General features: G+C 45.7%; 21 protein-coding genes. 5 read left to right on the top strand and 16 right to left on the bottom strand.

Annotated features, from left to right (window positions below; genetic code table 11):
* Window positions 1-225 precede the first annotated feature (225 nt).
* The 4 genes from tuf to rpsL all read right to left on the bottom strand — a co-directional run bounded on the left by tuf (window position 226) and on the right by rpsL (window position 5045).
* Window positions 226-1455, bottom strand: coding sequence for an elongation factor Tu (gene tuf / locus JGK14_RS15425; protein ID WP_293186979.1), 1230 nt, complete (start codon window positions 1453-1455; stop codon window positions 226-228).
* A 101-nt stretch (window positions 1456-1556) separates the two neighbouring features.
* Entirely contained in the window at window positions 1557-3629 is a 2073-nt protein-coding gene (gene fusA, locus JGK14_RS15430) for an elongation factor G (RefSeq protein ID WP_293186980.1), read from the bottom strand.
* A 339-nt stretch (window positions 3630-3968) separates the two neighbouring features.
* On the bottom strand, window positions 3969-4439 hold the full coding sequence (gene rpsG / locus JGK14_RS15435; RefSeq protein ID WP_006632196.1) for a 30S ribosomal protein S7: 471 nt from the start codon (window positions 4437-4439) through the stop codon (window positions 3969-3971).
* A gap of 243 nt (window positions 4440-4682) precedes the next feature.
* Window positions 4683-5045 (bottom strand): 30S ribosomal protein S12, encoded by a 363-nt coding sequence (gene rpsL / locus JGK14_RS15440; RefSeq protein ID WP_325315247.1) that lies wholly within the window; start codon window positions 5043-5045, stop codon window positions 4683-4685.
* A gap of 457 nt (window positions 5046-5502) precedes the next feature.
* Between rpsL and JGK14_RS15445 the strand changes: the two genes are divergently transcribed.
* Together JGK14_RS15445 and JGK14_RS15450 are read left to right on the top strand one after the other, a co-directional pair.
* A complete protein-coding gene (locus tag JGK14_RS15445; RefSeq protein WP_293153605.1) occupies window positions 5503-5706 on the top strand; it encodes a hypothetical protein in 204 nt (67 codons plus the stop codon).
* A 176-nt stretch (window positions 5707-5882) separates the two neighbouring features.
* Window positions 5883-6734 (top strand): Npun_R2479 family HD domain-containing metalloprotein, encoded by an 852-nt coding sequence (locus tag JGK14_RS15450; protein WP_293186982.1) that lies wholly within the window; start codon window positions 5883-5885, stop codon window positions 6732-6734.
* Between the two features lie 32 nt (window positions 6735-6766).
* On the opposite strand, the gene JGK14_RS15455 is transcribed toward JGK14_RS15450, so the two are convergent.
* The 11 genes from JGK14_RS15455 to JGK14_RS15505 all read right to left on the bottom strand — a co-directional run bounded on the left by JGK14_RS15455 (window position 6767) and on the right by JGK14_RS15505 (window position 19241).
* Window positions 6767-7282: a transcriptional repressor gene (locus JGK14_RS15455; RefSeq protein WP_293186983.1), complete on the bottom strand. Its 516-nt coding sequence runs from the start codon at window positions 7280-7282 to the stop codon at window positions 6767-6769.
* 84 nt (window positions 7283-7366) lie between these two features.
* Window positions 7367-7720: a hypothetical protein gene (locus tag JGK14_RS15460; RefSeq protein ID WP_293186984.1), complete on the bottom strand. Its 354-nt coding sequence runs from the start codon at window positions 7718-7720 to the stop codon at window positions 7367-7369.
* A gap of 106 nt (window positions 7721-7826) precedes the next feature.
* Entirely contained in the window at window positions 7827-9302 is a 1476-nt protein-coding gene (locus JGK14_RS15465; RefSeq protein WP_325315248.1) for a chlorophyll a/b binding light-harvesting protein, read from the bottom strand.
* A 129-nt stretch (window positions 9303-9431) separates the two neighbouring features.
* Window positions 9432-10469: a chlorophyll a/b binding light-harvesting protein gene (locus JGK14_RS15470; protein WP_325315251.1), complete on the bottom strand. Its 1038-nt coding sequence runs from the start codon at window positions 10467-10469 to the stop codon at window positions 9432-9434.
* A 524-nt stretch (window positions 10470-10993) separates the two neighbouring features.
* Window positions 10994-11731, bottom strand: coding sequence for a response regulator transcription factor (locus JGK14_RS15475; protein WP_293153650.1), 738 nt, complete (start codon window positions 11729-11731; stop codon window positions 10994-10996).
* Window positions 11732-13026: 1295 nt separating this feature from the next.
* Window positions 13027-13977, bottom strand: a complete 951-nt coding sequence (locus tag JGK14_RS15480) for an FTR1 family iron permease (RefSeq protein WP_293183827.1) — start codon at window positions 13975-13977, stop codon at window positions 13027-13029.
* Between the two features lie 391 nt (window positions 13978-14368).
* Window positions 14369-14803, bottom strand: coding sequence for a ferritin-like domain-containing protein (locus JGK14_RS15485; protein ID WP_293153590.1), 435 nt, complete (start codon window positions 14801-14803; stop codon window positions 14369-14371).
* A 303-nt stretch (window positions 14804-15106) separates the two neighbouring features.
* Window positions 15107-17005, bottom strand: coding sequence for a DUF3466 family protein (locus JGK14_RS15490; protein ID WP_293183830.1), 1899 nt, complete (start codon window positions 17003-17005; stop codon window positions 15107-15109).
* Window positions 17006-17207: 202 nt separating this feature from the next.
* Window positions 17208-17939, bottom strand: a complete 732-nt coding sequence (locus JGK14_RS15495; RefSeq protein WP_325315249.1) for a hypothetical protein — start codon at window positions 17937-17939, stop codon at window positions 17208-17210.
* 21 nt (window positions 17940-17960) lie between these two features.
* Window positions 17961-18434 carry a hypothetical protein gene (locus JGK14_RS15500; protein WP_293183834.1) on the bottom strand — a complete coding sequence of 158 codons (474 nt, stop codon included), beginning with the start codon at window positions 18432-18434 and terminating at the stop codon, window positions 17961-17963.
* 174 nt (window positions 18435-18608) lie between these two features.
* Entirely contained in the window at window positions 18609-19241 is a 633-nt protein-coding gene (locus JGK14_RS15505) for a hypothetical protein (RefSeq protein WP_293183836.1), read from the bottom strand.
* A gap of 521 nt (window positions 19242-19762) precedes the next feature.
* Here JGK14_RS15505 and JGK14_RS15510 point away from each other — a divergent pair.
* The 3 genes from JGK14_RS15510 to JGK14_RS15520 all read left to right on the top strand — a co-directional run bounded on the left by JGK14_RS15510 (window position 19763) and on the right by JGK14_RS15520 (window position 22220).
* Window positions 19763-20689 carry an energy-coupling factor ABC transporter permease gene (locus JGK14_RS15510; RefSeq protein ID WP_293218633.1) on the top strand — a complete coding sequence of 309 codons (927 nt, stop codon included), beginning with the start codon at window positions 19763-19765 and terminating at the stop codon, window positions 20687-20689.
* Window positions 20682-21338: an energy-coupling factor transporter transmembrane component T family protein gene (locus tag JGK14_RS15515; RefSeq protein WP_293183840.1), complete on the top strand. Its 657-nt coding sequence runs from the start codon at window positions 20682-20684 to the stop codon at window positions 21336-21338. Before JGK14_RS15510 ends, JGK14_RS15515 begins: the two co-directional genes overlap by 8 nt.
* Before the next feature lie 147 nt (window positions 21339-21485).
* Entirely contained in the window at window positions 21486-22220 is a 735-nt protein-coding gene (locus tag JGK14_RS15520; RefSeq protein WP_293183842.1) for an energy-coupling factor ABC transporter ATP-binding protein, read from the top strand.
* Window positions 22221-22358: 138 nt separating this feature from the next.
* On the opposite strand, the gene JGK14_RS15525 is transcribed toward JGK14_RS15520, so the two are convergent.
* Window positions 22359-23363, bottom strand: a complete 1005-nt coding sequence (locus JGK14_RS15525) for an ion transporter (protein ID WP_293183844.1) — start codon at window positions 23361-23363, stop codon at window positions 22359-22361.
* Window positions 23364-23406: the final 43 nt, after the last annotated feature.

The following is a 23406-nucleotide window of genomic DNA, read 5'->3' on the forward strand; positions in this document are numbered from 1 at the left end:
TTTTGTTCTTTGTTATTTGTTCTTTGTTACTTGTTATTTGTTCTTTGTTACTTGTTATTTGTTCTTTATTATCGAATATTTAATCAATAACTACCAACCAATAACTACTAACCACTAACTACTAACCAATAACTACTAACCAATAACTACTAACTACTCACTAAATAGCAGAAAAGCCTATTGACATTTGGTGGCTTTTCTGCTATCAGGGCTGTTAGCGGATTCCTACTTGAGGATTTTGGAAACAACGCCGGCGCCGACGGTGCGGCCGCCTTCGCGAATTGCGAAGCGCATTCCTTGTTCGATCGCGATCGGGTGAATCAGATCTACAGTCATTTTGATCCGGTCACCAGGCATCACCATTTCAGCTTCCGAACCGTCATCAGCAGTGAACTGCATGATTGTACCGGTTACGTCAGTTGTACGGACGTAGAATTGAGGGCGGTAGCCAGAGAAAAATGGCGTGTGACGGCCGCCTTCTTCCTTCTTCAGAATGTAAACTTCAGATTCAAACTGAGTGTGAGGACTGATGGATTTTGGCTTGGCAATTACCATGCCTCTTTCAATATCAGCCTTCAAAATACCCCGGAGGAGTAGACCCACGTTGTCGCCGGCCAAGCCTTCATCCAAGGACTTAGTGAACATTTCCACACCAGTCACCGTAGTGCTGCGAGTGTCCTTAAGACCAATCACTTCGACAGTTTCGCCTACTTTGACACTGCCGCGCTCAATCCGACCAGTAGCCACAGTACCCCGACCAGTAATCGAGAATACGTCTTCAACTGCCATCAAGAAAGGCTTGTCAATTTCGCGTTCTGGAGTAGGGATGTAAGCATCTACTGCTTCCATCAGCTTGTAAATCTTGTCAATCCACTCATTTTCGCCCTGCTTGGTTTTGGGGTTAGCAAGCATCGCTTCGAGAGCTTTCAAGCCAGAACCAGTCACGATGGGAATGTCATCGCCAGGAAAATCGTAAGAGCTCAAAAGTTCGCGAACTTCCAGTTCTACCAGTTCCAACAGTTCAGCGTCATCCACCATGTCTTCCTTGTTCAAGAAGACAACCAAGCTGGGAACACCAACTTGCTTAGCTAGCAGGATGTGTTCGCGAGTTTGAGGCATGGGGCCGTCTGCCGCTGACACTACTAGGATGCCGCCGTCCATTTGAGCAGCACCGGTGATCATGTTTTTCACATAGTCAGCGTGTCCGGGGCAATCCACGTGGGCGTAGTGACGACCTGTGGTTTCGTATTCTACGTGAGCGGTATTAATCGTAATACCCCGTGCTTTTTCTTCGGGCGCAGCGTCGATGTCGGCGTAGTTCTTAGCCTTTGCTTGACCTAGTGCAGAGAGAGTCATCGTAATCGCCGCGGTCAAAGTTGTTTTGCCGTGGTCAACGTGACCGATTGTGCCGATGTTTACGTGGGGTTTAGTCCGTTCAAATTTTGCGCGTGCCATTCTCGATTTGTTCCTTGTTTTTTTTAGCGATTTTAGACTTGAGATTTTAGATTCTAGATTTTGGATTCAATCCAAAATCCAAAATCTAAAACCTTAAATCATTAGTTCCCTTTGTTCTTAGCGATAATGGCTTCAGCCACATTTCGCGGCACTTCTTCGTAATGGCTGAATTCCATTGTGAAGATGCCTCGACCTTGGGTTTTGGAGCGGATGTCAGTAGCGTAACCGAACATTTCTGCTAGTGGAACCTTTACAGAAACTTTGGCAATTCCCTGATCCGTCTCTTGACCTTCGATCTGACCCCGACGCGAGTTGAGGTCTCCGATGACGTTCCCGATGTAATCTTCGGGAACTTCAACCTCTACCTTCATCATAGGCTCTAGCAGCACAGGCGACGCCTTCATCACGGCTTCTTTGATTGCCATTGAACCGGCGATCTTGAATGCCATTTCTGAAGAGTCTACATCGTGGAAAGACCCGTCTACCATAGTAGCTCTGAGGTCGATCACGGGATATCCTGCTAGAATACCTGATTCGCAGGCTTCTTTCATCCCTTGTGCTGCCGGATTGATGTACTCTTTCGGTACAGTGCCACCGACAATTTTGGAGACAAATTCAAAGCCGGTTCCCTCTTCAGCAGGTTCTAGTTCGATCACCACGTGACCGTACTGACCTTTACCGCCGCTTTGGCGGATAAATTTACCTTCGGCGCGGACGGATTTGCGAATGGTTTCGCGGTAGGCTACTTGCGGCTGACCGACGTTGGCTTCTACTTTGAATTCGCGCAGCATCCTGTCTACCAAAATTTCCAAGTGCAGTTCTCCCATGCCGGCGATGACTGTCTGATTGGTTTCTGGGTCAACGTTGACTCGGAAGGTGGGGTCTTCTTCGGAGAGTGACTGGAGGGCTTTGGAGAGCTTCTCCATGTCTTGTTTGGTTTTGGGTTCCACCGCTACCGAGATGACTGGTTCTGGAATAAACAGGGACTCCAGAATCACTTCGGAGCCTTCTTCACAGATGGTATCGCCTGTGAAGGTGTCTTTCAGACCCAAGGCTGCTCCCAAGTCTCCGGCGCGGAGTTCTTCTACGTCTATCCGATCGTCCGCTTTGAGTACAATTAGGCGAGAAACCCGCTCTTTTTTGTCTTTGGTGGAGTTGAGGACGTAGCTACCTTTTTTGAGGACACCGGAGTAAACGCGGAGGAAGGTCAGGCGACCGTAGGGGTCTGCCATGATTTTGAATGCCAGAGCTGACAGCGGGGCGTTGTCGTCGGCAAAGCGCTCTGCGGTGTCGCCGTTGGGTAGGAGTCCTTGAATTGGGGGAACTTCCAAGGGCGACGGCAGATAGTCGATGACTGCATCCAACAACAACTGAACGCCTTTGTTTTTGAATGCCGAACCGCACAGCATGGGGACGATCGTACCTTGGACAGTACCGTGGCGCAGGGCCAAACGGATTTCGTCTTCGGTTAGTTCTACACCTTCGAGGTATTTCTCGGTAAGGGCGTCGCTGGTTTCTGCTACGGATTCGATCAGCTTGGTGCGATATTGGGCCGCTAGCTCTTGGACTTCATCGGGGATTTCTACTTCCTCGATATCAGTGCCCGTGTTGTTCTTGTAGATATAGGCTTTCATTTGCACTATGTCTACAATTCCCCGGAAGTTTTCCTCACTGCCGATCGGGATTTGGATGGGTACAGCGTTCGCTCTCATCCGATCGCAAATTTGAGCATAGACTTTGTAGAAGTTCGCGCCCATCCGATCCATTTTGTTGACAAACACGATTCGCGGTACTTTATACCGATCGGCTTGTCGCCAAACTGTTTCCGATTGTGGTTGCACTCCACCTACCGAGCAGAATACTGCGATCACTCCGTCAAGCACTCGCATGGAACGTTCTACTTCGATAGTGAAGTCTACGTGTCCGGGAGTGTCGATGATGTTGATTTTGTGCTCTTTCCAAGTGGTGGTGATAGCGGCAGCAGTAATCGTAATTCCCCGCTCTCGCTCTTGCGCCATCGTGTCCATAATTGTTGTTCCATCGTGCACTTCACCCATTTTGTGAACCATGCCAGAATAGAACAGAATTCTTTCTGTTGTTGTTGTTTTGCCCGCGTCAATGTGGGCGGCGATGCCGATGTTGCGAGTTTTCTCTAGCGGGACGATACGTGCCACAGCTACCTCCTTGGAGTTTGTGTTGCTATAATACAACTATACTACATAATAACTTTGTTTGCCATCGCTACCGACTTAGAACATAAGTATATGGAGCGTATTGTTACATTTTAATATTTTTTGCAACATTTGTTTACAAAAATATTAAGGATGCGACATGGAGGATTCAGAGACCGGGTGAATTTTTACTTTGGGAGTTTTGAGTTTGCTTCACGAATGGCCGGCAGCATTGTCCCTGGAGAAGCAATCTCAATACTCAAAATTTACACTTTTCAATTGATCGCCCGATGCTTTTATGCCGCGCGATCGACCTCTTCTCCATGCCCGACGATTTGGCAATTAGTAACGGTAGTGAGCAAAAGCCTTGTTAGCTTCTGCCATACGGTGTGTTTCTTCGCGCTTGCGAATAGCACTGCCTGTTTCGTTGGCTGCATCCATCAGTTCGTTAGCCAGTTTAGCTGCCATTGAGCGGCCTGTGCGGGCGCGGGCAAATCTAATCAGCCAACGGAGTGCGAGGGTGGTTCCGCGATCGGAACGTACTTCCATCGGCACTTGGTATGTAGCGCCACCTACCCGGCGGGCTTTGACTTCTACCAGGGGTGTAGCGTTTTTGACTGCTTTTTCAAACAAGTCTAACGGTTCAGCTCCTGTGCGTTCTTGGATGGTTTTCAGGGCGTCGTAGACTATGCTGGAGGCCACGGATTTTTTGCCGTGCTGCATGATCCGTCTCACCATCATGCTTACCAACCGGCTGTTGTAGGTTGGATCTGGAGGAACTGGACGTTTTTGAATAACTGTGCGGCGAGACATAGTTCTATTTGGGATTTTTGATTTTGAATGATTGAATTTGGGGTTTTGAACTCAGATATTATCGATCGCGGACGATCGAAAGTTTGGCTTTTCCACCCCTCAAGGATGCGAGTTACCAGAAAGAATTGGTTGAAAGCCGGAACACGAGTGAGGGAGAAGTTAAAATCAGACTATTCATTACTCCAATCCTCTTCCTTCTAGGTAGAGGTCGCTCTTAAACTGTCAACTGTCAACTGTCAACTGTCAACTGTCAACTGTTTTTGAACGACCTTGCTTGCGGTCTTTCACGCCGGCAGTGTCTAATGTACCGCGAATGATGTGGTATCTAACTCCAGGTAAATCTTTTACCCGACCGCCTCGAATCATTACTACCGAATGTTCTTGCAAGTTGTGACCGATGCCGGGGATGTAGGCTGTCACTTCAAAACCAGAGGTCAGCCGTACCCGAGCCACTTTCCGCAGCGCCGAGTTGGGTTTTTTCGGGGTGGTCGTGTACACTCTGGTGCAAACTCCGCGGCGCTGGGGGCAACTCTTGAGAGCTGGCGATTTGGTTTTTTTCTGCGTTTGTTCCCGTGCTGAACGGATGAGTTGCTGAATAGTGGGCATGAGTTACGGCATTTCTAGCTTTTTGCTGAATATAGTGATTTGGCGGCATCCGCACTGAAAGTCCCTTCCCCTGTGTGGGGACGGGATAAATGAAAATAATTATGGGTAAGTGAGGATACCAGACTCTATATAGTACACGACTCGAGTTTTTTTGGCAAGAAATTTCCACGGCGGGCGAACTTTCTTGCTTGTTTGCTCGAAGTTGGGATGCGGCGATCGCCCGTCGTACCAATACATATGTGGCATTATATATTGAAGCCCAACTTTGAAGAGGGTCACAGCAGTGGTGCAAAATCGATCGCGCGAAATATCGAACCACCATTTTTCGGAGACGCCCATCAACTCTACCGTGCGATCGCATCACAGCCGCTCGCATCACAGCCTCAGAGAGATCGACATCACATAAAGTTATATAAAATTACCTGATAATAAGCAATATACATTTAGTTGAGCGCAGATGAAAACCAAAACTTATATTCCTGAAAGTACAATTTCCGAACTTTACTTGAATATTTGGAAATCCGGTAAGATAGATCGGACGGTGTTCCACCAAATTCAATACGAAATTAATTCTGAGACTTTAAAAAGTTCAGACGAGCTAAAAATTGTTAGCAGACTGCTCTATGCAGTCCGACGGGGATGGCTTTTAGTCATGGACTAAGTGGCGTTTGGAGTGTTGATATTACCTCCAAAGGCAAGCGCCAACAACGCAGGTGAGTGAGTTTTCAGTTTTGAGTTAAAATCTCATCCATAAAATCATATATAAATTATATTATATAGAGACTCAAATAAGACTCACCACACTTGACAGGCAATATTCAAGGAAAAGGACAGGGTATGTTTAATTCTACAGAACTGCTGATCGAAGCTTTCATCAAACAACTAGAAAATGGATATAGTCGCACTTACGGAGGCTACAAATCCGACTATGCCGACATTATTGCCTGGGTGGGGGCAATGGCGTTAGAAAACATTGCCAGCAGCGACGCTCTTTATCACAATACAGAACACGCCATTTGTATTACCTTGGTCGGTCAAGAAATTTTGCGGGGAAAACACATTCGCAAGGGCGGAGTCTCGTGTGAAAATTGGCTGCACTTCATCATTTCTTTGCTGTGCCAAGATATCGGATATGTCAAAGGAGTTTGCCGAGAAGACCAAGCATCAGCAGGATTGTATGCTACCGGAAAAGATGGCATGAGAATTGCACTTGCTCCTGGTGCAACAGCGGCTAGTTTATCTCCTTACCGAGTTGACAGAGCAAAACTATTCATTGACGAGCGCTTCGGCAACCACAAGCTAATTAATGCTGAGATAATCAAGCAGAACATAGAACAGACTCGTTTCTCGGTGCTTGACGGCAACATTGACCAAGATGCAGGTAATTATTCTAGTTTAGTTCGCGGTGCTGACTTGATAGGTCAGCTCAGCAACCCACAATATTTACAAAAAATTGGCGCGCTGTTTTACGAATTGGAAGAAAGCGGTGCTACTAAAGTTTTGGGATACCGACATCCGGGCGACTTGCTCCAAAGCTACTCTAAGTTTTACTGGAGTGGAATTTATCCTCACATTAGCGAATCTCTCGGTTATTTGCAGTTGACCCAGGAAGGCAAACAGATTGTTGCTAGTTTGTACGCCAACGTATTTCGGATGGAACACCAACGTTTCGATTCAGAGGTTGCTTGATTGCCAAGGGCGGGAGCTCACAGCCACCGCCCCTAAAGAACTTCACTCTCCATTTCCGAATGGTATTGAGGACATAACCAATTGCTAGGTATCAAAGAAGGCCATCCCTCCCGCAGCGCTTCAAAACAAACAGCACGCACAGTTAACTGACAATCCAGCAATTCTACACCAGCTTTTTCAACTTGCTTTTTCCCAATTTTAAAAATCGATTCATCGCTAAATTCAAAAGTCTTGTGACACTGAATGCAAACCAGGTGATGATGGTGGTGTAATTCAGGCAAATTTAGTTCATAATGTTTGTGTCCTTCTGCTAATTCTAGTTCGCGCAAAATCCCTATTCTGGCTAATAAATGCAATGTTCTATATACAGTAGATAAGCCAATTTTTTCTCCTTGACTCTGTAAAGTTTTATATAACTCTTCTGCACTCAAATGATTGCCTTGCCGTAGATTTTGAAAGACGCTTAAAATAGTTTCTCGCTGGGGAGTCAGGCGACAGCCCCTCTGGTTGAGTTCGACTTTGAGTGAGTTAGCACTGTATAAATTCATATTTGTGAAGGCAGAAGGATTTAGTTATCTAGGAGAGGAGAGGAGGGTAGGCACGGGGCACTACCCCTACAAATTGTTCGCAATTCATAATTGAGGGCTATAGCCGCTTTTCCCTCTTGCTAAAGGTGTAACTGAAGGATTAGTTGTCGGTATTTCTGTGTAAGGTTTATGAAGCTTAGAGCAATGTTGTTGACAAGAATTGGCAAAACAAGTTTTCGGTTCAAAGTCGGTACAGCCGATCGCATCTTCAGTACAAGCAACACACGGCCGCACGGTACACTTGAGACGGTAGTCATTAGTAAAAAACTCGCAATCCGAACACGGAATTTGATGCAGTCGCCGAATTTGATAGAATCCTTCTCGCAGCGCTACCGAAATACTCCACAAAAACAGAACCATCAAAGTCCCGATACAGAAACAGCAAATAAAAACAGTCATAGGGTGATTTTCTCAACAGTACACACAAATCCAGAAATGAGCCAATTTAAGCAAGAAACAAAGTTCTAATTTCTTGCTTAAATTCGATTCAGATTCTATTTTGAGTTCAGTTCACAACACCTCGGAAAATTGCATCAATGCCAGCAAAATTGTCTAGCAGCAAATAAGCAAGGAAAGCTCCGCTCGTACCTCCGATCACAAAACCGCCCCGGAATAAACTCCAATCTTCCGGCGTTTTGTGCCAGTAAAGAACTTTACCTGCTTCGATGTTCCGATTCTCGTAAATCGAGAGGCCTATTGCCAAAATCAAGACTAATGCCAGAGTTGCCAGCAATCCTGCCAGAGGTGCTAAACCTTTTTCTTGTAAAGGCAGCAATACTGCAAAAGCTCCTACCAGGAAATAGCCGTGAGCCAAGCTAACTTCTAATCCCCTGACTATGGGAGACAATCCCTTGCGGTAAATCGGCAAATTCCGCAAAAAAGTTACAGTCGTGTCAGAAAAACTTACGGTTGTCGTTGCACTTGCAACTGGAACCATAGCAGGAGTTGCCGTTACAAATTCGCCCGATCGAAAATCAAATCCTGCTGCTTTTGTCCGTACCCGCAGGGCGTGCCAAATATGACCGGAAAGCGCCAAAATCGCTAAGATAAAGTGGCTTGTTGCCTGCCAAGTCCGCGAAGAAACTACTGTGGCTTCCGGGCCGGTTAAACCCACAGGGCCGTAGAAAACCTCTGGATAAACAGTGTCGTTTACTGTCACAAAGTAGGCAGCCAAAAAGCCCATGTAAGCCAAAGCGCCCAAACTGTAAGAAAGGTAAGCTTCTCCCGACCAAAACAACACTCGCTGGGCCCAGGCAAAAGGCTTGGTGAAGATATGCCAGAAACCGCCAATGATGCAGAGCAAGCCGACATAAATGTGACCGCCCACAACATCTTCTAAGTTGTCAACTGCTGCCATTCCTTCCGGGCCTTGTACGGGCAAGAGATAGCTAAAAATGCGGGCGGGATTGAGGGTTGGTTCGCTAATTATTCGTACATCTGCGACGTGGGGATCGTAAAGACCTCCCCAAAATAAGGCTTTTGCGACTAGCAGCCAAGCACCAGCACCTAATAGTAATAGGTGAATGCCGATGATGCTGGTCATCTTATCTTTGTCTTCCCAGTCGTAGCCGAAGGAACCAAAGAAAGTGTTGTTTTGTGGCAATACTTTCGGGCCGAGCAAGGAATGATAAAGGCCGCCGGCACCAAGAACTGCGGAGCTAATTAAATGCACAACTCCGATCGCAAAATAGGGATAGATATCAACAATTTGACCACCTTTACCTACTCCCAAACCCAAACTTGCCAAATGTGGCAGCAGGATTAAACCTTGGTCGTACATGGGCTGCTGCGGGTTGAAATTGGAAATTTCAAACAGAGTCATCGCCCCGGCCCACAGTACAATCAAACCTGCGTGAGCGACGTGAGCTCCTAAAATTCGTCCTGACAATTCTGTGAAACGGGCGTTACCAGCCCACCAGCCGTACTCGTTTTCTGGCTTTTCCAGTTCTGGTTTTAAATTCGGTTCAGCTATTGCTTGCATTTTCGCTTTCCTCTAATTTCGGTGAATTGGAGTTGCCCAAAAAACCCGGTTTCTCACAAAAGTCGTCGCTTTTTTCGAGAAATGTTGGTGCAGAAACCGGGTTTTTGACCCCCGCGCGTAAATTCTGGGTTAACTCGCTGCATTCGCTGCAACTTGGTTGACGACTTCGCCTTTGCGGAAGTCAAATCCCGCTGCTCGGAGGGCGTGCCAAATATGTCCTTGCAAGAAGAAGAAGGCTAACCAGAAGTGAGAATTTGCCAGCCAAGTTCGAGAAGTCAAAACTTCTCCACTATCGAAATAGGGATATTGCTGGATGCCAATTTTTAAGGCTGGGCCGAAGAATTCTACTGGGTAAACCAGGGTGTTGACTGAGACAAAGTAGGCGGCGATGAAACCCATTAAGGCTAAAGCGCCAAGACTGTAGGAGAGATAAGCTTCTCCTGACCAGACGAACAGGTTTTCTGTCCAAGCAAAAGGCTGAGTGCGAATGTGCCACAACCCGCCGATTATGCAGAGAATTCCTACCCACATATGGCCGCCGACAACATCTTCGAGGTTGTTGACGGAGGCAATCCAGTTTTTGCCACCTGCGCCGAATAGGTAGCCGAAAATCACAGTTGGGTCGAATGTGGGTTCCGAAATCACCCGCACTTGCCCGATCGTGGTATCATACAAACCACCGAAATACATTGCTTTGGCCACCAACAAGAAGGCACCAACACCTAACAAAACTAGGTGGATGCCCAAGATGGTGGTCATTTTGTCTTTGTCTTCCCATCTGTAGCCGAAGAAAGGAGTTTTTTCTTCGAGGGTGGCTTCTCCTTTGAGGGAGTGGAAGATGCCACCGAAGCCGAGAAAGGCTGAGCTGATTAGATGAATGACACCAATCTGAAAGTACGGATAGGTATCAACAATTTTGCCTCCGGCTCCGACACCCAAGCCAAGTCTGGCTAGGTTGGGCAGCAGAATTAAGCCTTGTTCGTACATGGGCAATTCTGGGTTGAAGCGGGAAAGCTCAAACAGGGTATAGGCTCCCGCCCAGAGGACGATGAGGCCGGCTTGGGCGACGTGAGCGCCTAGCAAACGACCGGAAAGGTTGATTAAGCGGGCGTTGCCGGCCCACCAGGGGAAGGTTTCTCCTTCGGCTGGGAAGGATGTTTTTGCCATGTTTGTCACGGCGAGTCACCTCTTGAGAATGATGTCAATTGAGTCTTAAGCTTGTGCAGCTTATTGATATAGATAATCAACAATTTTGCTGGCTTAGTCAAGTCTTTTTGCTAAAGATTATCATTAAGTTTGGTTGAGATATGTAACAAGGCTGCCGAAAAGATTGCGTAGCAAGGATTTTGTGGAGTTATGCCGATCGGCTATGACTATTTTCATTACTGGTGTAGATTTGCAGTAAGTAAATATGTCTAGATTTATTGATAAAGAATTTTAGTAAGGTGCAGAAATAGACAGGAGTGGATATTTCAACTCAAAAGCCTGAGAACAAGTGTTCCCAGGCTTTTTTAGCTAGATATTTAATTGCTTGTTGCATTTGATATCAAATTCGGTAGCATCCGAATTTTGATTAGCCGAGATGAGGAGACGGCAGTGCCGTGTCCCTACAATATTATTTTGGGTAGGGACACGGCATTGCCGTCTCCTCTATCATTGCAGTACAACCGGAATTAATCTGAGGTGCTAGCTCAAGCAGAGGATTTACTTTCTTCAGCTACTTGCTCGTTGCTGGGCAACTCCAGGCAATAACCCGCGCCGTATACGGTTTTGATGTACCGAGGATGGCGGGGATCGGGTTCCATCTTGGTTCTCAGGTGTCTGATGTGTACGCGAATTGTTTCGATATCGTCATCGGGGTCGTAACCCCAGACTTCTTTGAGAATTTCGCTGGGAGAGACTGTCTGACCGTGGCGCTGGAGCAAGCAGTGCAACAACTCGAACTCTAGGTGAGTCAGTTTGACGGTATTAACGTACCAAACAGCTTCAAACCTTTCGGGGACAAGAGTTAGCGGGCCGTAATTCAGGATTTCTGAGTGTTTGGCAGCTTGGGGGATGCGGTCTGTGCGCCTCAGCAAGGCTCGCACTCGTGCCAGCATTTCTTCTAGTTCAAAGGGTTTGGTCAGGTAATCGTCGGCGCCGGAGTTGAAGCCTTCTACTTTATCTTGAGTTTGACTTAAGGCTGTCAACATCAAGACGGGTATGTCGGCGGTGCGATCGTCACGCCGCAATCGCTGACACACTGTGAATCCGTCTACTCTAGGCAGCATCAGGTCTAGCATGATCAGGTCGGGGAGCATTTGTATTGCTAGTGCCTGACCTTTGATGCCGTCTTCTGCCTGGGTGACTTCGTAGCCAGCCATTTCTAGGTTGACGGCTACGAGTTCGGCGATCGCCGCGTCATCATCAATAACAAGTATCCGAGGCATCATCATTTATCTCACCGCTAACCAGATGGCGGAGGCTACAGCCTTCTGGGGGTTCCAGGTAACTTTAAGGAGCAATTTTTTAATTTTAAGCTTCATAAAAAAACTCGGTAAGTGGGAAACTCAGGGTATGAAAGACCTGAGAGGAAAATGACCAGGCGATTTCAACCGCCTTGAATCTTTACCATTACCGCCTTGGAGTTGCAAGAGTCTGGTGTACTTTTGTAATGTACTTTCAATGGGACAATTACCATCTCAAATCTTGCAACCCTGTACGCATAATGTTCGCTCCTGATGGAGCCTCCCTTCCGGGGTAATGTTCGCCTCGACCTGGTTATAAAGGCTTGTTAGACCTGCGACACTGTTTCAGTGACTTTAAAACTGTTTAATCGCAGGTGACAGAGCGGAAAACTGGCGTCGCATTCGCCGGTGTCGTGACCTAAATAACGTCTCCTCCCAAGAGGGGTCTGGTCAGAACAGCTTGCAATTTCTTACAAGCTCAGTGGCTTGAGCCTCGGAGTTCCTGACTAAGGATTATAAGGTTCATTAAGAACTTTTAGGGTTCTGTAAATATTCTTGTACTAATTATAAGCCCTCTTGAGCGCATATCAGAAAACTGTTCGCCAAAAATCTTGCTGGGAGTCGATTTTTTGCCGGCAAGAACAGCTTCCTGTTTCTTCTGGGTTTGCCTGCGACTTCAGGCAATGGCGCTAAGGGTAAGCTACTGCGGGTGCCAGAGATTGTCTGTGGCGATCGACCCATATAGGGGAATTCGGATAGAGGATTTGGCGACTCGATAACGGGTCATTGAAATATACTGCTTAAATGCTGTACCACTTAAGCCCGGTCTTTGAGACATCTGTTAACGGCTAACTGTTAACTTTTAAAATTTTGTTAAGTTTAGTTAAAAAACTTTCTTTTTTTTGAGGATTGCCACTTGCTTTTCAGGGCTATTGACTGTATAATTTAATAATTGAAATATAAGTATTTATCAAAAAAATAAAAAATATTCCCATTATCAAATAGTATCATACATAAGTCAAACAATCAATCCCGCAACCTGAAAATTTGGGGTGATTTTTTTTCAATTATTTTTTTACCATAAAGAATTGGTTGAAAGCCCGCCCGCCCGATCGCCCTTGAGAAATCAAAAGAAGACGATTCATTACTCCAATCCTCTTCCTTCCTTTGTCAAGTGCTGTCAACTGTCAACTGTCAACTGTCAACTGTCAACTGTCAACTGAACATCGCCCTTGGAGCAGCCAAGCAAAGGATAAAAACTGCTAGCAAGGCTAAGGCTACTGAGGGGGAGCAGGCTGAGTATTTTTGGTAGGAAGAGTCGGTTGAGGGGTTAATTTTTGGAAGTAAAGACCGCCGACTGTTAGTAAGAATATTGTATAACCAACAGCTTGCAAAAGATAGATTCGATCGCGGTATCCAAAGAGCGCTTTGAGAATCACTCCCGGAAATTGTCGATCGGGCAAAACTCCCGCTACATTCCACACCATCGGGCCTAAAATACAAGAGTGGAGTTGTGCAGTGCGATCGTAAAAAACACAAATTGCTGCATACTGGCTATCCGTCTGGGACAAAATGGCAGCGGAGGCGTCAAAATGTTTGAGTGCAGAGACTGCTAAACCGGCGACGATTAGCAATAATAAGATTCCCATAAATTTGAAAAACTGGCGGATATCGATTTTGACACCCCATTTAAAAATTAGGGAACCAATGATTGCAGCCCCAAGCAAACCGCCCACAGCACCTAAAGCTGGAGTTAAACCTTGTTGAAATTGAGCGCTGATAAATATAACTGTTTCAAAACCTTCGCGAAGTACGGCGATAAAAATTAAGCCGAATACGCCCCACCCAGCATTCGTGTTTGATTTTAAAGCTGCGGTAAGTGCGCCTTCAACTTCGGCTTTGAGAAAGCGGGCTTGCTGAGTCATCCAAATTAGCATCCAGCTTAGCATGGCGATCGCAAAAATCCCCAATACGCCTTCTAATAGCTGTTTAATTACGGGTGCGTAAGGCTGATTTGATGTCGATAGTGCTGCGAGCAATCCATTGAATAAAACACCGACAAAACCGCTAGCAGCAATGCCGGCTGCGATACCTGCATAAACCCAAGAATTGAGGTGAGTTTGGTCGGCTTTTTTCAAGCAAGCTAGGACAATTCCGACGACTAAGGCGGCTTCTACGCCTTCGCGGAGGGTAATTACAAAGGTTGGGATGGCTTCAGTAAAGTTCATTTTTTGATAACTGCTAATTTGTAGTTAGTGTTTAGTCTTTAGCAACTTTTATTTTAGCGCTGGCAGAATATCAATTTATTGATCCGCGAAGGCGCGTTAGGCGAAGCCGCGCGTAAGCGCTAGGGCGTGAAGGAATAGAAACTAAGAGAAGGACTTATAGCCTTTCTCAAAAAGATGAGGTATGACTGACAGGTTATTATAACCCTTGAACGTATAGGGATCTCTTCCCAACAACGTCCGCGAATATGAGAGCTAGATACGCTATAGATACTCTTAAGGCGGTTCTGGAGTAACTAATGACAATGACGAATGGTAAGGTGCGTCGCTTTGAGATTGTCTATTTTTTTTGAGTGATTCTTTGTACCGACGCACCCTACGACTAATGACTAAATCAACTGTAATCCCGCAGCATTTTTTTGAGTTCCACTTGGTGCAATTCTTCTTGTCCAATTAGAGTGCGGGCGTATTCTTCGAGATAAACGCTGGAGTCTGTGACGACTTCTAGTAAGGATTTATACTTTTTAAGCGCTTTTTTCTCGTGATTTAAACTTTCTTCCAACAAGTCTTTGATGGAGTGTTTGTATGTTTCTTCGATGGGGGCAATTTTTTGGCTGGGATGTCCGTCTAAACCTGTTAAAATTTCTCCGGCTTGTTGGGCGTGGAGTAGGGATTCGGTTGCTTGTGCTTGAAAAAACTGCACGATGGGAATTCGGTTTGGCCCTGTCACCATTAGTGCATAGTGGGTGTAGCGCACTACTCCTGCTAGTTCCCATTCCATGATGGTGCATAGCAGTTCTTGGGTTTTTTTCTCGTCGAGTTCTTTCATTTGCTATTTTCGATCTAAGATGCAGTCAAGAGCAGTTGTCATAATATCACATTTTTTAATTTAATAGCAATATAGCAATATCGAATGCAAAACTCGGATTACCGTCACGCGGCTAATGTCTCGATTGGAAGAGGAAAAAGTTATCGATCGCTCCCGCCCTCAGTACATCGTTTTAACTTAGCATTTTTGACATTTCTGATAATTATTATAATTATCAGAAATAAAGGAATTTTTTAACCCCACATGCACACAGAAAAACGCAGATACCCAAAAAGTATCTGCGTTTGTACTTCGACTGATTATTTAAGTCGTCACCAATGCCTTCAGCAGATAAGCGCGAGTTCCTGTTTGGTTTACGCCCTTCGCATCTCTGTAGGTGTAACTGCCATAGGCAGAAATATCGCCAAAGTTATTGATGCCAGTAGCGTTAGTTAATGTCACATTCGAGCCGCCAAAGCTCGGATTTGTGAGGATCAAACTGTTCAAGTCTTTGATAGTGCCGTTGTTCCAGACAAAAGCGCGGTTTTGAAGGCTCGAATTCTGGGAGACGCCGACCACTTGACCGAATTGGTTGATGCCAGCGGCGGCACCGGTTGCACCGCCAAGGCTGCCGATGTTGATTTTTTGACCGTTTTGCAAGAGGAAGGGTGAGCTTGTGGCTGTAGCCCCAGTGCCACCGCTCGTACTACCGATGATTTGACCGCTATCGTTAATGTCACGGAGAGTGGCTTGTTCTGCCCCAAAGGTGCCGAGGTTGGTTAGTTTATATTTACCGTCTGCGCCTTTTTCCCACAACGCCGCAGTGTTTACGGTCTTGTCGTTGAGTCCGTCACTGTCAACTTCGCCGACAATTACACTCTTATTGTTAATTCCAACCGCTCTACCTGTGTCACCGCCCAAATCTGGCAGGGGGTTGATGAAACCTTCGCTTGAATAAAAGGCGCGGGTGCGATTTGAGGCTGTTGAGGTAGAACCGGGCCCGTAGATGTGGCGGCCAGCAATTTCGTTTTTGTTGTTGATGTCGAAGAAGTAGCTTTCAACACCACCCAAATCGGTGATTTGTAGGGTGTAATCGCCACCAGCCTCCCTTTGCCACAGCAAGCCGCGGTCTGTGGCTCGACCGGCAAATTCATCGCTTGTACCGGCGATCGCACCTAGATCATTGATGGCCGCAGTAAAGCCGCCACCACCGCGCTGAGTAACCTCTTTTCCGGTATTGTCACCGCCGCCATTTTTGATGCCAGTGCTAGTCAGTGGCTTGAACTCCCCATTTTCCCAAACAAATCCTTGATTGCGGAAGCCTGTGCCACTTACTTCGGTGGTTTGGGAACGACCAACTATTTGTCCTTTGTCGTTAATAGCATTAGCTTGGGTGGCATTGCCTGTGGGTGCGATCGAACCTAGGTCAATAGCCTGGTAGCGGTACAGCGGGATATCGTTGGAAAGGAGAGCTTTTTGTACTCCCGTAGCTACGTCTTTGATGGTTGCCAACAAGTCATCTCCGGCTTTGATTAGGGTGTTGCCCATTTCGGTGACAAAGGAGAGGAATTGGCCCGCGAGGCTGCCGCCTAAGCGCAGTTTATCTGTACTCCCATTAAATCCAGATATGGTAACGGAACCAGGGCCTGCTTCGAGAACGATTTGATCGCTACCATTGCCAAGGGAAACTGTATCGTTGCCAGTTCCTGGTTTGATCAAGTTATCGCCGTCGCCTGCGTTGATGTTGTCATCGCCGGCACCGGTGTAGATTTGGTCGTTGCCACTACCTGCGGTGACGAAATCGTTGCCACTACCTGTAACCACGCGGTTGTTGCCTTTGCCTGCGAAGACGCGGTTGTTACCTTCTCCGGCATTGATGATGTCATTGCCTGTTTGAGCGTAGATGGTATCGTCACCTGGGCTGCCGACGATGCTTTTATTACCTTCGCTAGCGAAGATGCTGGTGGCTTTTGCCCCGGCATTGATGATGTCTTTACCAGTGCCTGCAAAAAGTGTACCGCTGCCATCGCCTGTGATTAGGCTGTCATTATCTAGTAGTTTAATTTCGCTGGCGGTTCTTTCTGAATTGAGGGTGCTGGGTGAGCCAATCGACTTTGCAATCAGACTATTCAACTGCGACAAGTCACTGGATATTCCTAAGTCTGCAATAGCAGTATTGGGAAACAGGGGAAATGATGTATTCAACAAGTTATCGGGAACCATTAGAAACTCCTTTGATATGTATGTTTGGGTTGTATTTGAGCGCGTGTAAAACTACACCCTGAAGTTAGACTTTGGGATCAAGATTGATGCTATAATCTCGAAAAAACCTGATGAGAATTGAGTCGATGCCGCACTGGAAAAATCTCAAACCTTTTGCAATGACTAAAGGTTCGCCCTATCCAGTAAATGACTAATATTAGTTTTACGGGTTAACTTCCAATACTCCGCTAGGAGCGAATACTACCGTAAACTTAGCTGCGGGTACTGTCGCCTTGGTGCTGCCTGTCTGGGAAGACTTCAGCATATTTGGCAGGGGGGTTTCTTGGGTGTAATCCTTGGCTGGTTGGTTGAGGGGCTCGAAGTTGCCGATCGCCCCGTCTTGACTTGCAGTGACTCGATAGACTAGATTTTGAGTGAATGTGGGAGTAGCTTGCCAAGTCTGATTTATGCGATCGTACACTTTGAGAGCTAACTCATCTAGTTTGGTGCGATCGGTAATTTCCGCTGTCTGATTAGTGACCTCAACCGCCTGAACTTCCTGCTTACCTGCTGACACAGGCAATGCTTGGACAGTCTTATCTATAGGGCTACTCGCAATAGCCGTTTCAGGAGACTTATTAGCAACAGGTGCAATTTCAGGAGACTTTTCAGGCAGTTTTTTTGTGCTATCAACAGCTAAAGCCGGAGGTGTTGTGCTAGTCGCCATAGCTGGCTCCGCCGGTTTATTAGCAACAGCATTAACATCTGCTACCTTAGCGGGATCTTTCCCCTCAATTGTCAAAGACTTGACGTAAATACCGCGAAACTTTTCTTTTTGAGTGACACGCCACATGGCGATGGGATAAGTCACACAAAAAAGAGTAAAAACTCCTACGCCAACCCAAACAAATTTGTGCATCTCCCTCGCTGGAAGTGGCTTATTTTTAGTTTCCATTGACAACAAACCTCGTATTACTTAAGTTAACGGCAAATAGGGAAATAGAGGATGCCAACACATAGCTGTGGCGGCAACTAATAAGCCAAACATCCATAAAAATATGGTGCGGCTTTTAATGTTCTTATTCTTCCATAAAGCATGGAGAATGGGCCAACTGACAAGCCAACCGACAAGCAACATAGTTTCTTTGCCAGTGTAACTGCCGATATTTCCCCACAATTCGTTATCAGTCTTGCTTCCGGGAATCCAAGTACCGAGATTCCAAACAAGTTTTTCTGTGGCTTTGGATGTGTCTGACAAGTGGTGAGTTACCATCATTGTAAAACAGCCAATTCCAGCACTAATTAATGCGGCAGCCGCAGGGCCAGAATCTTTAGGCGGAGTTTCTGCTCCGTCAGCTAAAGCATTGGGGAAGCGTTTTAGATTAGTCCAAATTTTGCCGTAAAAAGGTTCATTTGCAGCAGATTTGTCACGGGAAAACTGTCGAGTCATTGCAGAAATCTCCTAAGTTTGAAAATTGGTAATTAGCTGTTGCTAATAGTGTCAAAATAAACAGGCAAGATGACTGTTCCACAAAAAATAAATGTTTTCGTGGGGTGGGCTTCTAGCCCGCACATAAGAAGATTATTGCGAATAGTGCAAAATCTTAGATCAACTAACTATTTACTAAAGAGCGTGAATTTTAGCAACACCAAGTCCGCTCACCATGCCGCCCATTGCAAAAAACATGATTGCCATCAAAGCTACAGACGTGGCTGCTAAAACGGGGCGATTTTTTTTCTCTAAAATTGAGTCGCCATAGTGCCACAAAATCCACGCACAAGCTACTGTCAAAGGCAATGTAAATAGCACGCTAAATTCGTGATATTCCATCAAAATGTACTGGACTAAAGGCGAGTTTGATTTCAGCCAAGCACGAGCTCCGCCAAAATCTGCGCCTGCTCGATAGCGCATATATGATAAGTTGCCGGTAGCAATGGCTAAAAAACTCAAAAGAGTTGACCAAAAGGCTAATGTACGCATTTGTGGCAAGATTTTACCGACTCCCCGTAGCAAGGGAAATGCTAAGTGTCCGGTATAAGCCATGACTACTAATGCCAACATTGAACCCATGCCGTGAATGGTTCCCATCCATCGCTGCCAAGGGCTGGGATGGAGTAGGTTAACGAAAGGCATAAACAGAAATAAACCAGCGGATAAAATGCTCAGCCCGTAGACAGAAACTTGAGCAATATCTAATTGTCTGGGAAATTCAGATGGAACTAAATCGGTAGTTGATTTTTCGATTGAATTTTGCACCGCTATCGGGCCTCATTGAGTTTGGATTGTTCGGGAACGTATTTGAGAATAGTTGCATTAGTATTTTGACTTTCTTGAGAATACAAGCCGTGCGGAGGAGTCGATCGCACATTCACGCGATCGATCGCCTTAAAATACTGCTAAAAGGACATTAACTAGCAATAGAATCCGGCTTTTTAGTTTTTAGAGCACCCAAAACTTTTACTTTTACTGCTTACTCGGCATTTCTACCGCTTCTTTTAGAAAGCAAGTAATGCAACTAATTCTCAAGAACCGATAATAAGGGACATTATTGACTTTTAGTCTTTTGTTAATTTTATTTTAAGATTTGCGTCAAAGCTTGATTCTTCAGGGATTTTACTGCCAGGTCGATCGCGAATTATTGATAATAGTTATCAAAAAGCCGATAATACGTGGCTTCTGAAACCAAAATCGGCAAAAATCCCCCCAGAGGGGATTGTAAAGTTTTGTAAAAAATAGTTGACTAAAAGGTTGGGAGTTCTCATGTTTTGGAGATATCGATGCACATACCTGATGGTTTTCTTTCACCGCCCGTAGCAATTGCCACGGGCATAGCAAGCGCAGCATTTATTGCAGTTGCCCTAAATCGAACCCGCGCCAGTCTTGGGTTGCGACAAGCTCCAGTCATGGGTTTAACCACGGCTTTTGTGTTTGCGGCCCAGATGATTAACTTTCCTGTAGCAGGTGGCACCAGCGGGCACTTGTTGGGAGGCGCACTAGCTTCCGTGGTTTTGGGTAGCCCTTGGGCGGCAACTCTGGCGATGAGTACGGTTTTTATAATTCAGAGCGTCTTGTTTGCGGATGGGGGCATCACCGCACTGGGAGCGAATATTTTTAATATGGGGCTAGTCGGAATTTGGGTGGGTTGGTGGCTGTTGCAGCCATTGCAGCAACTATTGGGAGGTTCCAGAAATCGTTTGCCGCTAGCTGCGGGGATTGCAGCCGCTCTCAGCGTTGTTGCTGCTTCGATTTGTGTGGCGATTGAATTGGCAATTTCGGGCACAGTAGAGCTGAATATCGCATTGCCAGCAATGGTAGGTATTCATATTTTAATTGGGATTGGTGAAGGGCTAATTACAGGCGGTGTTTTAACTTATCTCGTGAAAGTACGGCCGGATTTGTTACCAGGAGAACAGCCACAATTACAGAAATGGTTAGTGCCAGTAATTGGGGTGTTATTAATTAGTGGCGTGCTTTCATTGTTTGCTTCAAGTTGGCCTGATGGGTTAGAAGCGGTAGCAGAACAATACGGTTTTAAAGATAAAGAAGCTGTGGCGATTGAGATTCCAACTCCTCTAGCTGGTTACGGTGTTAAAGGATTAGAAGAACAACCAATAGGTACTAGCATTGCTGGAGTTTTAGGCTCTGGTATTTGTTTCGGTACGGCTTTTGGGATTGCTCAGTTGGTGAAATCTAAAGATGCTTAAACTTTCCATACCTTTTCGATTGCGACTGTCTCTCACAATTGTGATTGGGATTGGTTTTATGAAGACAGGTGCTTGGCTGTGGCTGGGCATTTATGGGGCGATCGCACTTTTTTGGTCACTTTGGCTGAAAGCACCGCTGCGAACCCTGCTGCAACTATTAGGAGCAGAATTAATTTTCCTCTCCTTATTAGTGCTACCACAAGGTTGGGAACGAGCGAGTTTTCTGTTGCTGCGTTCCCTCATTTGCTTGCTAGTTATGAACAGTTTTCTGCTAACTTTGCCGCCACACAGCTTCGGAATTGCCCTGAAAGGATTGCCCCTACCAGCAGGCTTACAAGAGATTGTGCTTTTAGCTGGACAATACTTAGAAATATTGCTCGCAGAAGTCAACCGGATGAAACGATCCGCTCAACTGCGAGGTTTGTCGGGTAGCGTGGGATGGCTGAGATACGCCAGTGCTTCGATGATAGGAGCGCTTTATTTGCGAAGTCTCGATCGCGCCGAGAGAGTCCACGCAGCCATGATGATTCGTGGCTACAAAGGCAGTTTGCCCGCCGACTCAAAATCAACACCAAAAGAGCGACTCTGGCTGACAGTCACGATTTTAACCGCAGCCGGATTAACAATAGCTTCTTACGGTAATTGGTAATTGGTAATTGGTAATTGGTAATTGGTAATTGGTAATTGGTAATTGTTACTTCTTCCCTCTTGCTTCTTCCTTTTCTCTTTCCCTCTCTGCGCCCTCTGCGGTCTCTGCGGCTAAATACTCTTAATCCTAAAATTGAGGTAAATAAAATTGACTAATCTCAAAGTTGTGCCAACAATCGAAGTACAAGACTTAGTATTCGGATATCCGCAGCAAAAACCTGTATTGCAAGGAATTTCCTTCACCTTACAACCGGGAGAAAGAGTTGCCTTACTTGGTTTGACAGGCGCTGGAAAAAGCACTTTGCTGGAAAATTTAATCGGCTTAAAAATGCCACAATCTGGCGAGGTGAGAGTGCAGGGAACTAAGCTGGAACAGGCAACTTTATCGGAAGCGCGTAAGCAGATTGGATTTTGTTTTCAAGATGCGAATGACCAGCTATTTATGCCGACTATTTTAGAGGATGTGATGTTCGGGCCACGCAATTATGGAGTACCAGAGGGAGTTGCGCGCGATCGGGCTTTAGCACTATTAGACGAATTCCGTTTGGTTGAATTTGCCAACCGTTCGGCCCACGAGCTTTCTGGGGGTCAAAGAAGGTTGGCAGCATTAGCTGCAATTTTAGCATTAGAGCCGGCAATTTTAATTTTGGATGAGCCTACAAATGGACTAGATCCGTCGTGGCGGAGGCATTTGGCTAAGGTTTTGTCGCAATTGCCGATCGAGGTAATTTTGATCGCTTCCCACGATTTGAACTGGATTGGGAAAACGACTCAAAGGGCGTTAGTCTTGGCTGATGGTCAGATTCGGGTGGATGAACAAACTCAAGAATTGCTCAAAGATCGATCGACTCTTGAATATTACAATTTACCGCCAGATTGGTAATTAGTAATTAGTCATTAGTCATTGGTCATTGGTCATTAGTCATTAGTCATTAGTCATTAGTCATTAGTCATTAGTCATTGGTAATTTGAACCAACTGTCAACTGTCAACTGTCAACTGTCAACTGTCAATGGCTTTGATTAAAGCTGGAATTTGCGAACAGTCTCGTTGTACAGATGAATAGCTAAATCCCGAAGAACTTCTTCATTCTCAATATGACTTCCTAATTTCTGTTTCGCCGAGTTGATGCACATTTGCATTAAGTCGGCGGAACTTTCGACGTAAAGCGCGATCGCCCTTTGCTGTTCTTCAAAACCAATCTCGACTTCCCCGAGCATTGGTACCGATTGACAATTAGCAGATTGGTCTAAGTTTGCCCCAATTCTTTCCTGTTTTCTCCTTTGCACTTCCTCGGAAAAACCAGAAGCAATTATCCCTGCGGGTAGCGCAAAAATCCCGATTCCCAAAAATGCTAAAATTGCTCCTAAAAATTTACCTAAAGGAGTGATAGGATAAATATCGCCGTAGCCGACAGTCGTCAATGTCACAACTCCCCACCACATTGAATCGAGGATACTCCCAAAAGCTTTGGGATGCGCTTCGTATTCAACAAAATACATGATGCTAGAGGCAAATATTAACAGAATGAAAACTGCAAAAGCTGTGGCGATTAATTCTTCTTTTTTTGCGTACAATACTGCTCCCATAGTTCGCACTGAGTGTGAATAACGGCTCATTTTTAGCAGCCGTAACAAACGCAACAGGCGAATTAAATTGATGAAGCTTAACTCGGGAAATAACAGCACTGTAAAAAATGGCAATATTGAAACTAAATCTATTAGACTTAGTGGTGTCAGACTGTATCTCAATCTTCCCCAAAGCGGGTGGCTATATCTGCGATCTACTGTACATACCCACAGCCTCAAACCATATTCTATTGTAAATACTAAGGATGCAACAATTTCGATCTTTTCTAGAATACTTTTTTGTTCTTGGGAGAAACTGGGGGAAGTAGAAGCAATAAAAGCTGCAACATTTATCAGAATCAAACCAGTGATAATAATATTGCCTGCTAAGCTGTATAAATTGCTACGCTCTGAACCTTCTAAGATTTCATGAATTATTGGTCTGAGTTGTTTTTGCACCTGAGTTTCTCCTAAACAATTAGCAATTCATGCTCGCCCTTTA

The sequence above is a fragment of the Microcoleus sp. PH2017_28_MFU_U_A genome (assembly GCF_020738035.1).
Taxonomy (GTDB): domain Bacteria; phylum Cyanobacteriota; class Cyanobacteriia; order Cyanobacteriales; family Microcoleaceae; genus Microcoleus.

Excerpts from the sequence above, each read along its gene's own strand:
- tuf (WP_293186979.1), bottom strand. The coding sequence starts at position 1,455 with ATGGCACGCGCAAAATTTGAACGGACTAAACCCCACGTAAACATCGGC.
- rpsG (WP_006632196.1), bottom strand. The coding sequence starts at position 4,439 with ATGTCTCGCCGCACAGTTATTCAAAAACGTCCAGTTCCTCCAGATCCA.
- rpsL (WP_325315247.1), bottom strand. The coding sequence starts at position 5,045 with ATGCCCACTATTCAGCAACTCATCCGTTCAGCACGGGAACAAACGCAG.
- JGK14_RS15445 (WP_293153605.1), top strand. The coding sequence starts at position 5,503 with ATGAAAACCAAAACTTATATTCCTGAAAGTACAATTTCCGAACTTTAC.
- JGK14_RS15450 (WP_293186982.1), top strand. The coding sequence starts at position 5,883 with ATGTTTAATTCTACAGAACTGCTGATCGAAGCTTTCATCAAACAACTA.
- JGK14_RS15455 (WP_293186983.1), bottom strand. The coding sequence starts at position 7,282 with ATGAATTTATACAGTGCTAACTCACTCAAAGTCGAACTCAACCAGAGG.
- JGK14_RS15460 (WP_293186984.1), bottom strand. The coding sequence starts at position 7,720 with ATGACTGTTTTTATTTGCTGTTTCTGTATCGGGACTTTGATGGTTCTG.
- JGK14_RS15465 (WP_325315248.1), bottom strand. The coding sequence starts at position 9,302 with ATGCAAGCAATAGCTGAACCGAATTTAAAACCAGAACTGGAAAAGCCA.
- JGK14_RS15470 (WP_325315251.1), bottom strand. The coding sequence starts at position 10,469 with ATGGCAAAAACATCCTTCCCAGCCGAAGGAGAAACCTTCCCCTGGTGG.
- JGK14_RS15475 (WP_293153650.1), bottom strand. The coding sequence starts at position 11,731 with ATGCCTCGGATACTTGTTATTGATGATGACGCGGCGATCGCCGAACTC.
- JGK14_RS15480 (WP_293183827.1), bottom strand. The coding sequence starts at position 13,977 with ATGAACTTTACTGAAGCCATCCCAACCTTTGTAATTACCCTCCGCGAA.
- JGK14_RS15485 (WP_293153590.1), bottom strand. The coding sequence starts at position 14,803 with ATGAAAGAACTCGACGAGAAAAAAACCCAAGAACTGCTATGCACCATC.
- JGK14_RS15490 (WP_293183830.1), bottom strand. The coding sequence starts at position 17,005 with ATGGTTCCCGATAACTTGTTGAATACATCATTTCCCCTGTTTCCCAAT.
- JGK14_RS15495 (WP_325315249.1), bottom strand. The coding sequence starts at position 17,939 with ATGGAAACTAAAAATAAGCCACTTCCAGCGAGGGAGATGCACAAATTT.
- JGK14_RS15500 (WP_293183834.1), bottom strand. The coding sequence starts at position 18,434 with ATGACTCGACAGTTTTCCCGTGACAAATCTGCTGCAAATGAACCTTTT.
- JGK14_RS15510 (WP_293218633.1), top strand. The coding sequence starts at position 19,763 with ATGCACATACCTGATGGTTTTCTTTCACCGCCCGTAGCAATTGCCACG.
- JGK14_RS15515 (WP_293183840.1), top strand. The coding sequence starts at position 20,682 with ATGCTTAAACTTTCCATACCTTTTCGATTGCGACTGTCTCTCACAATT.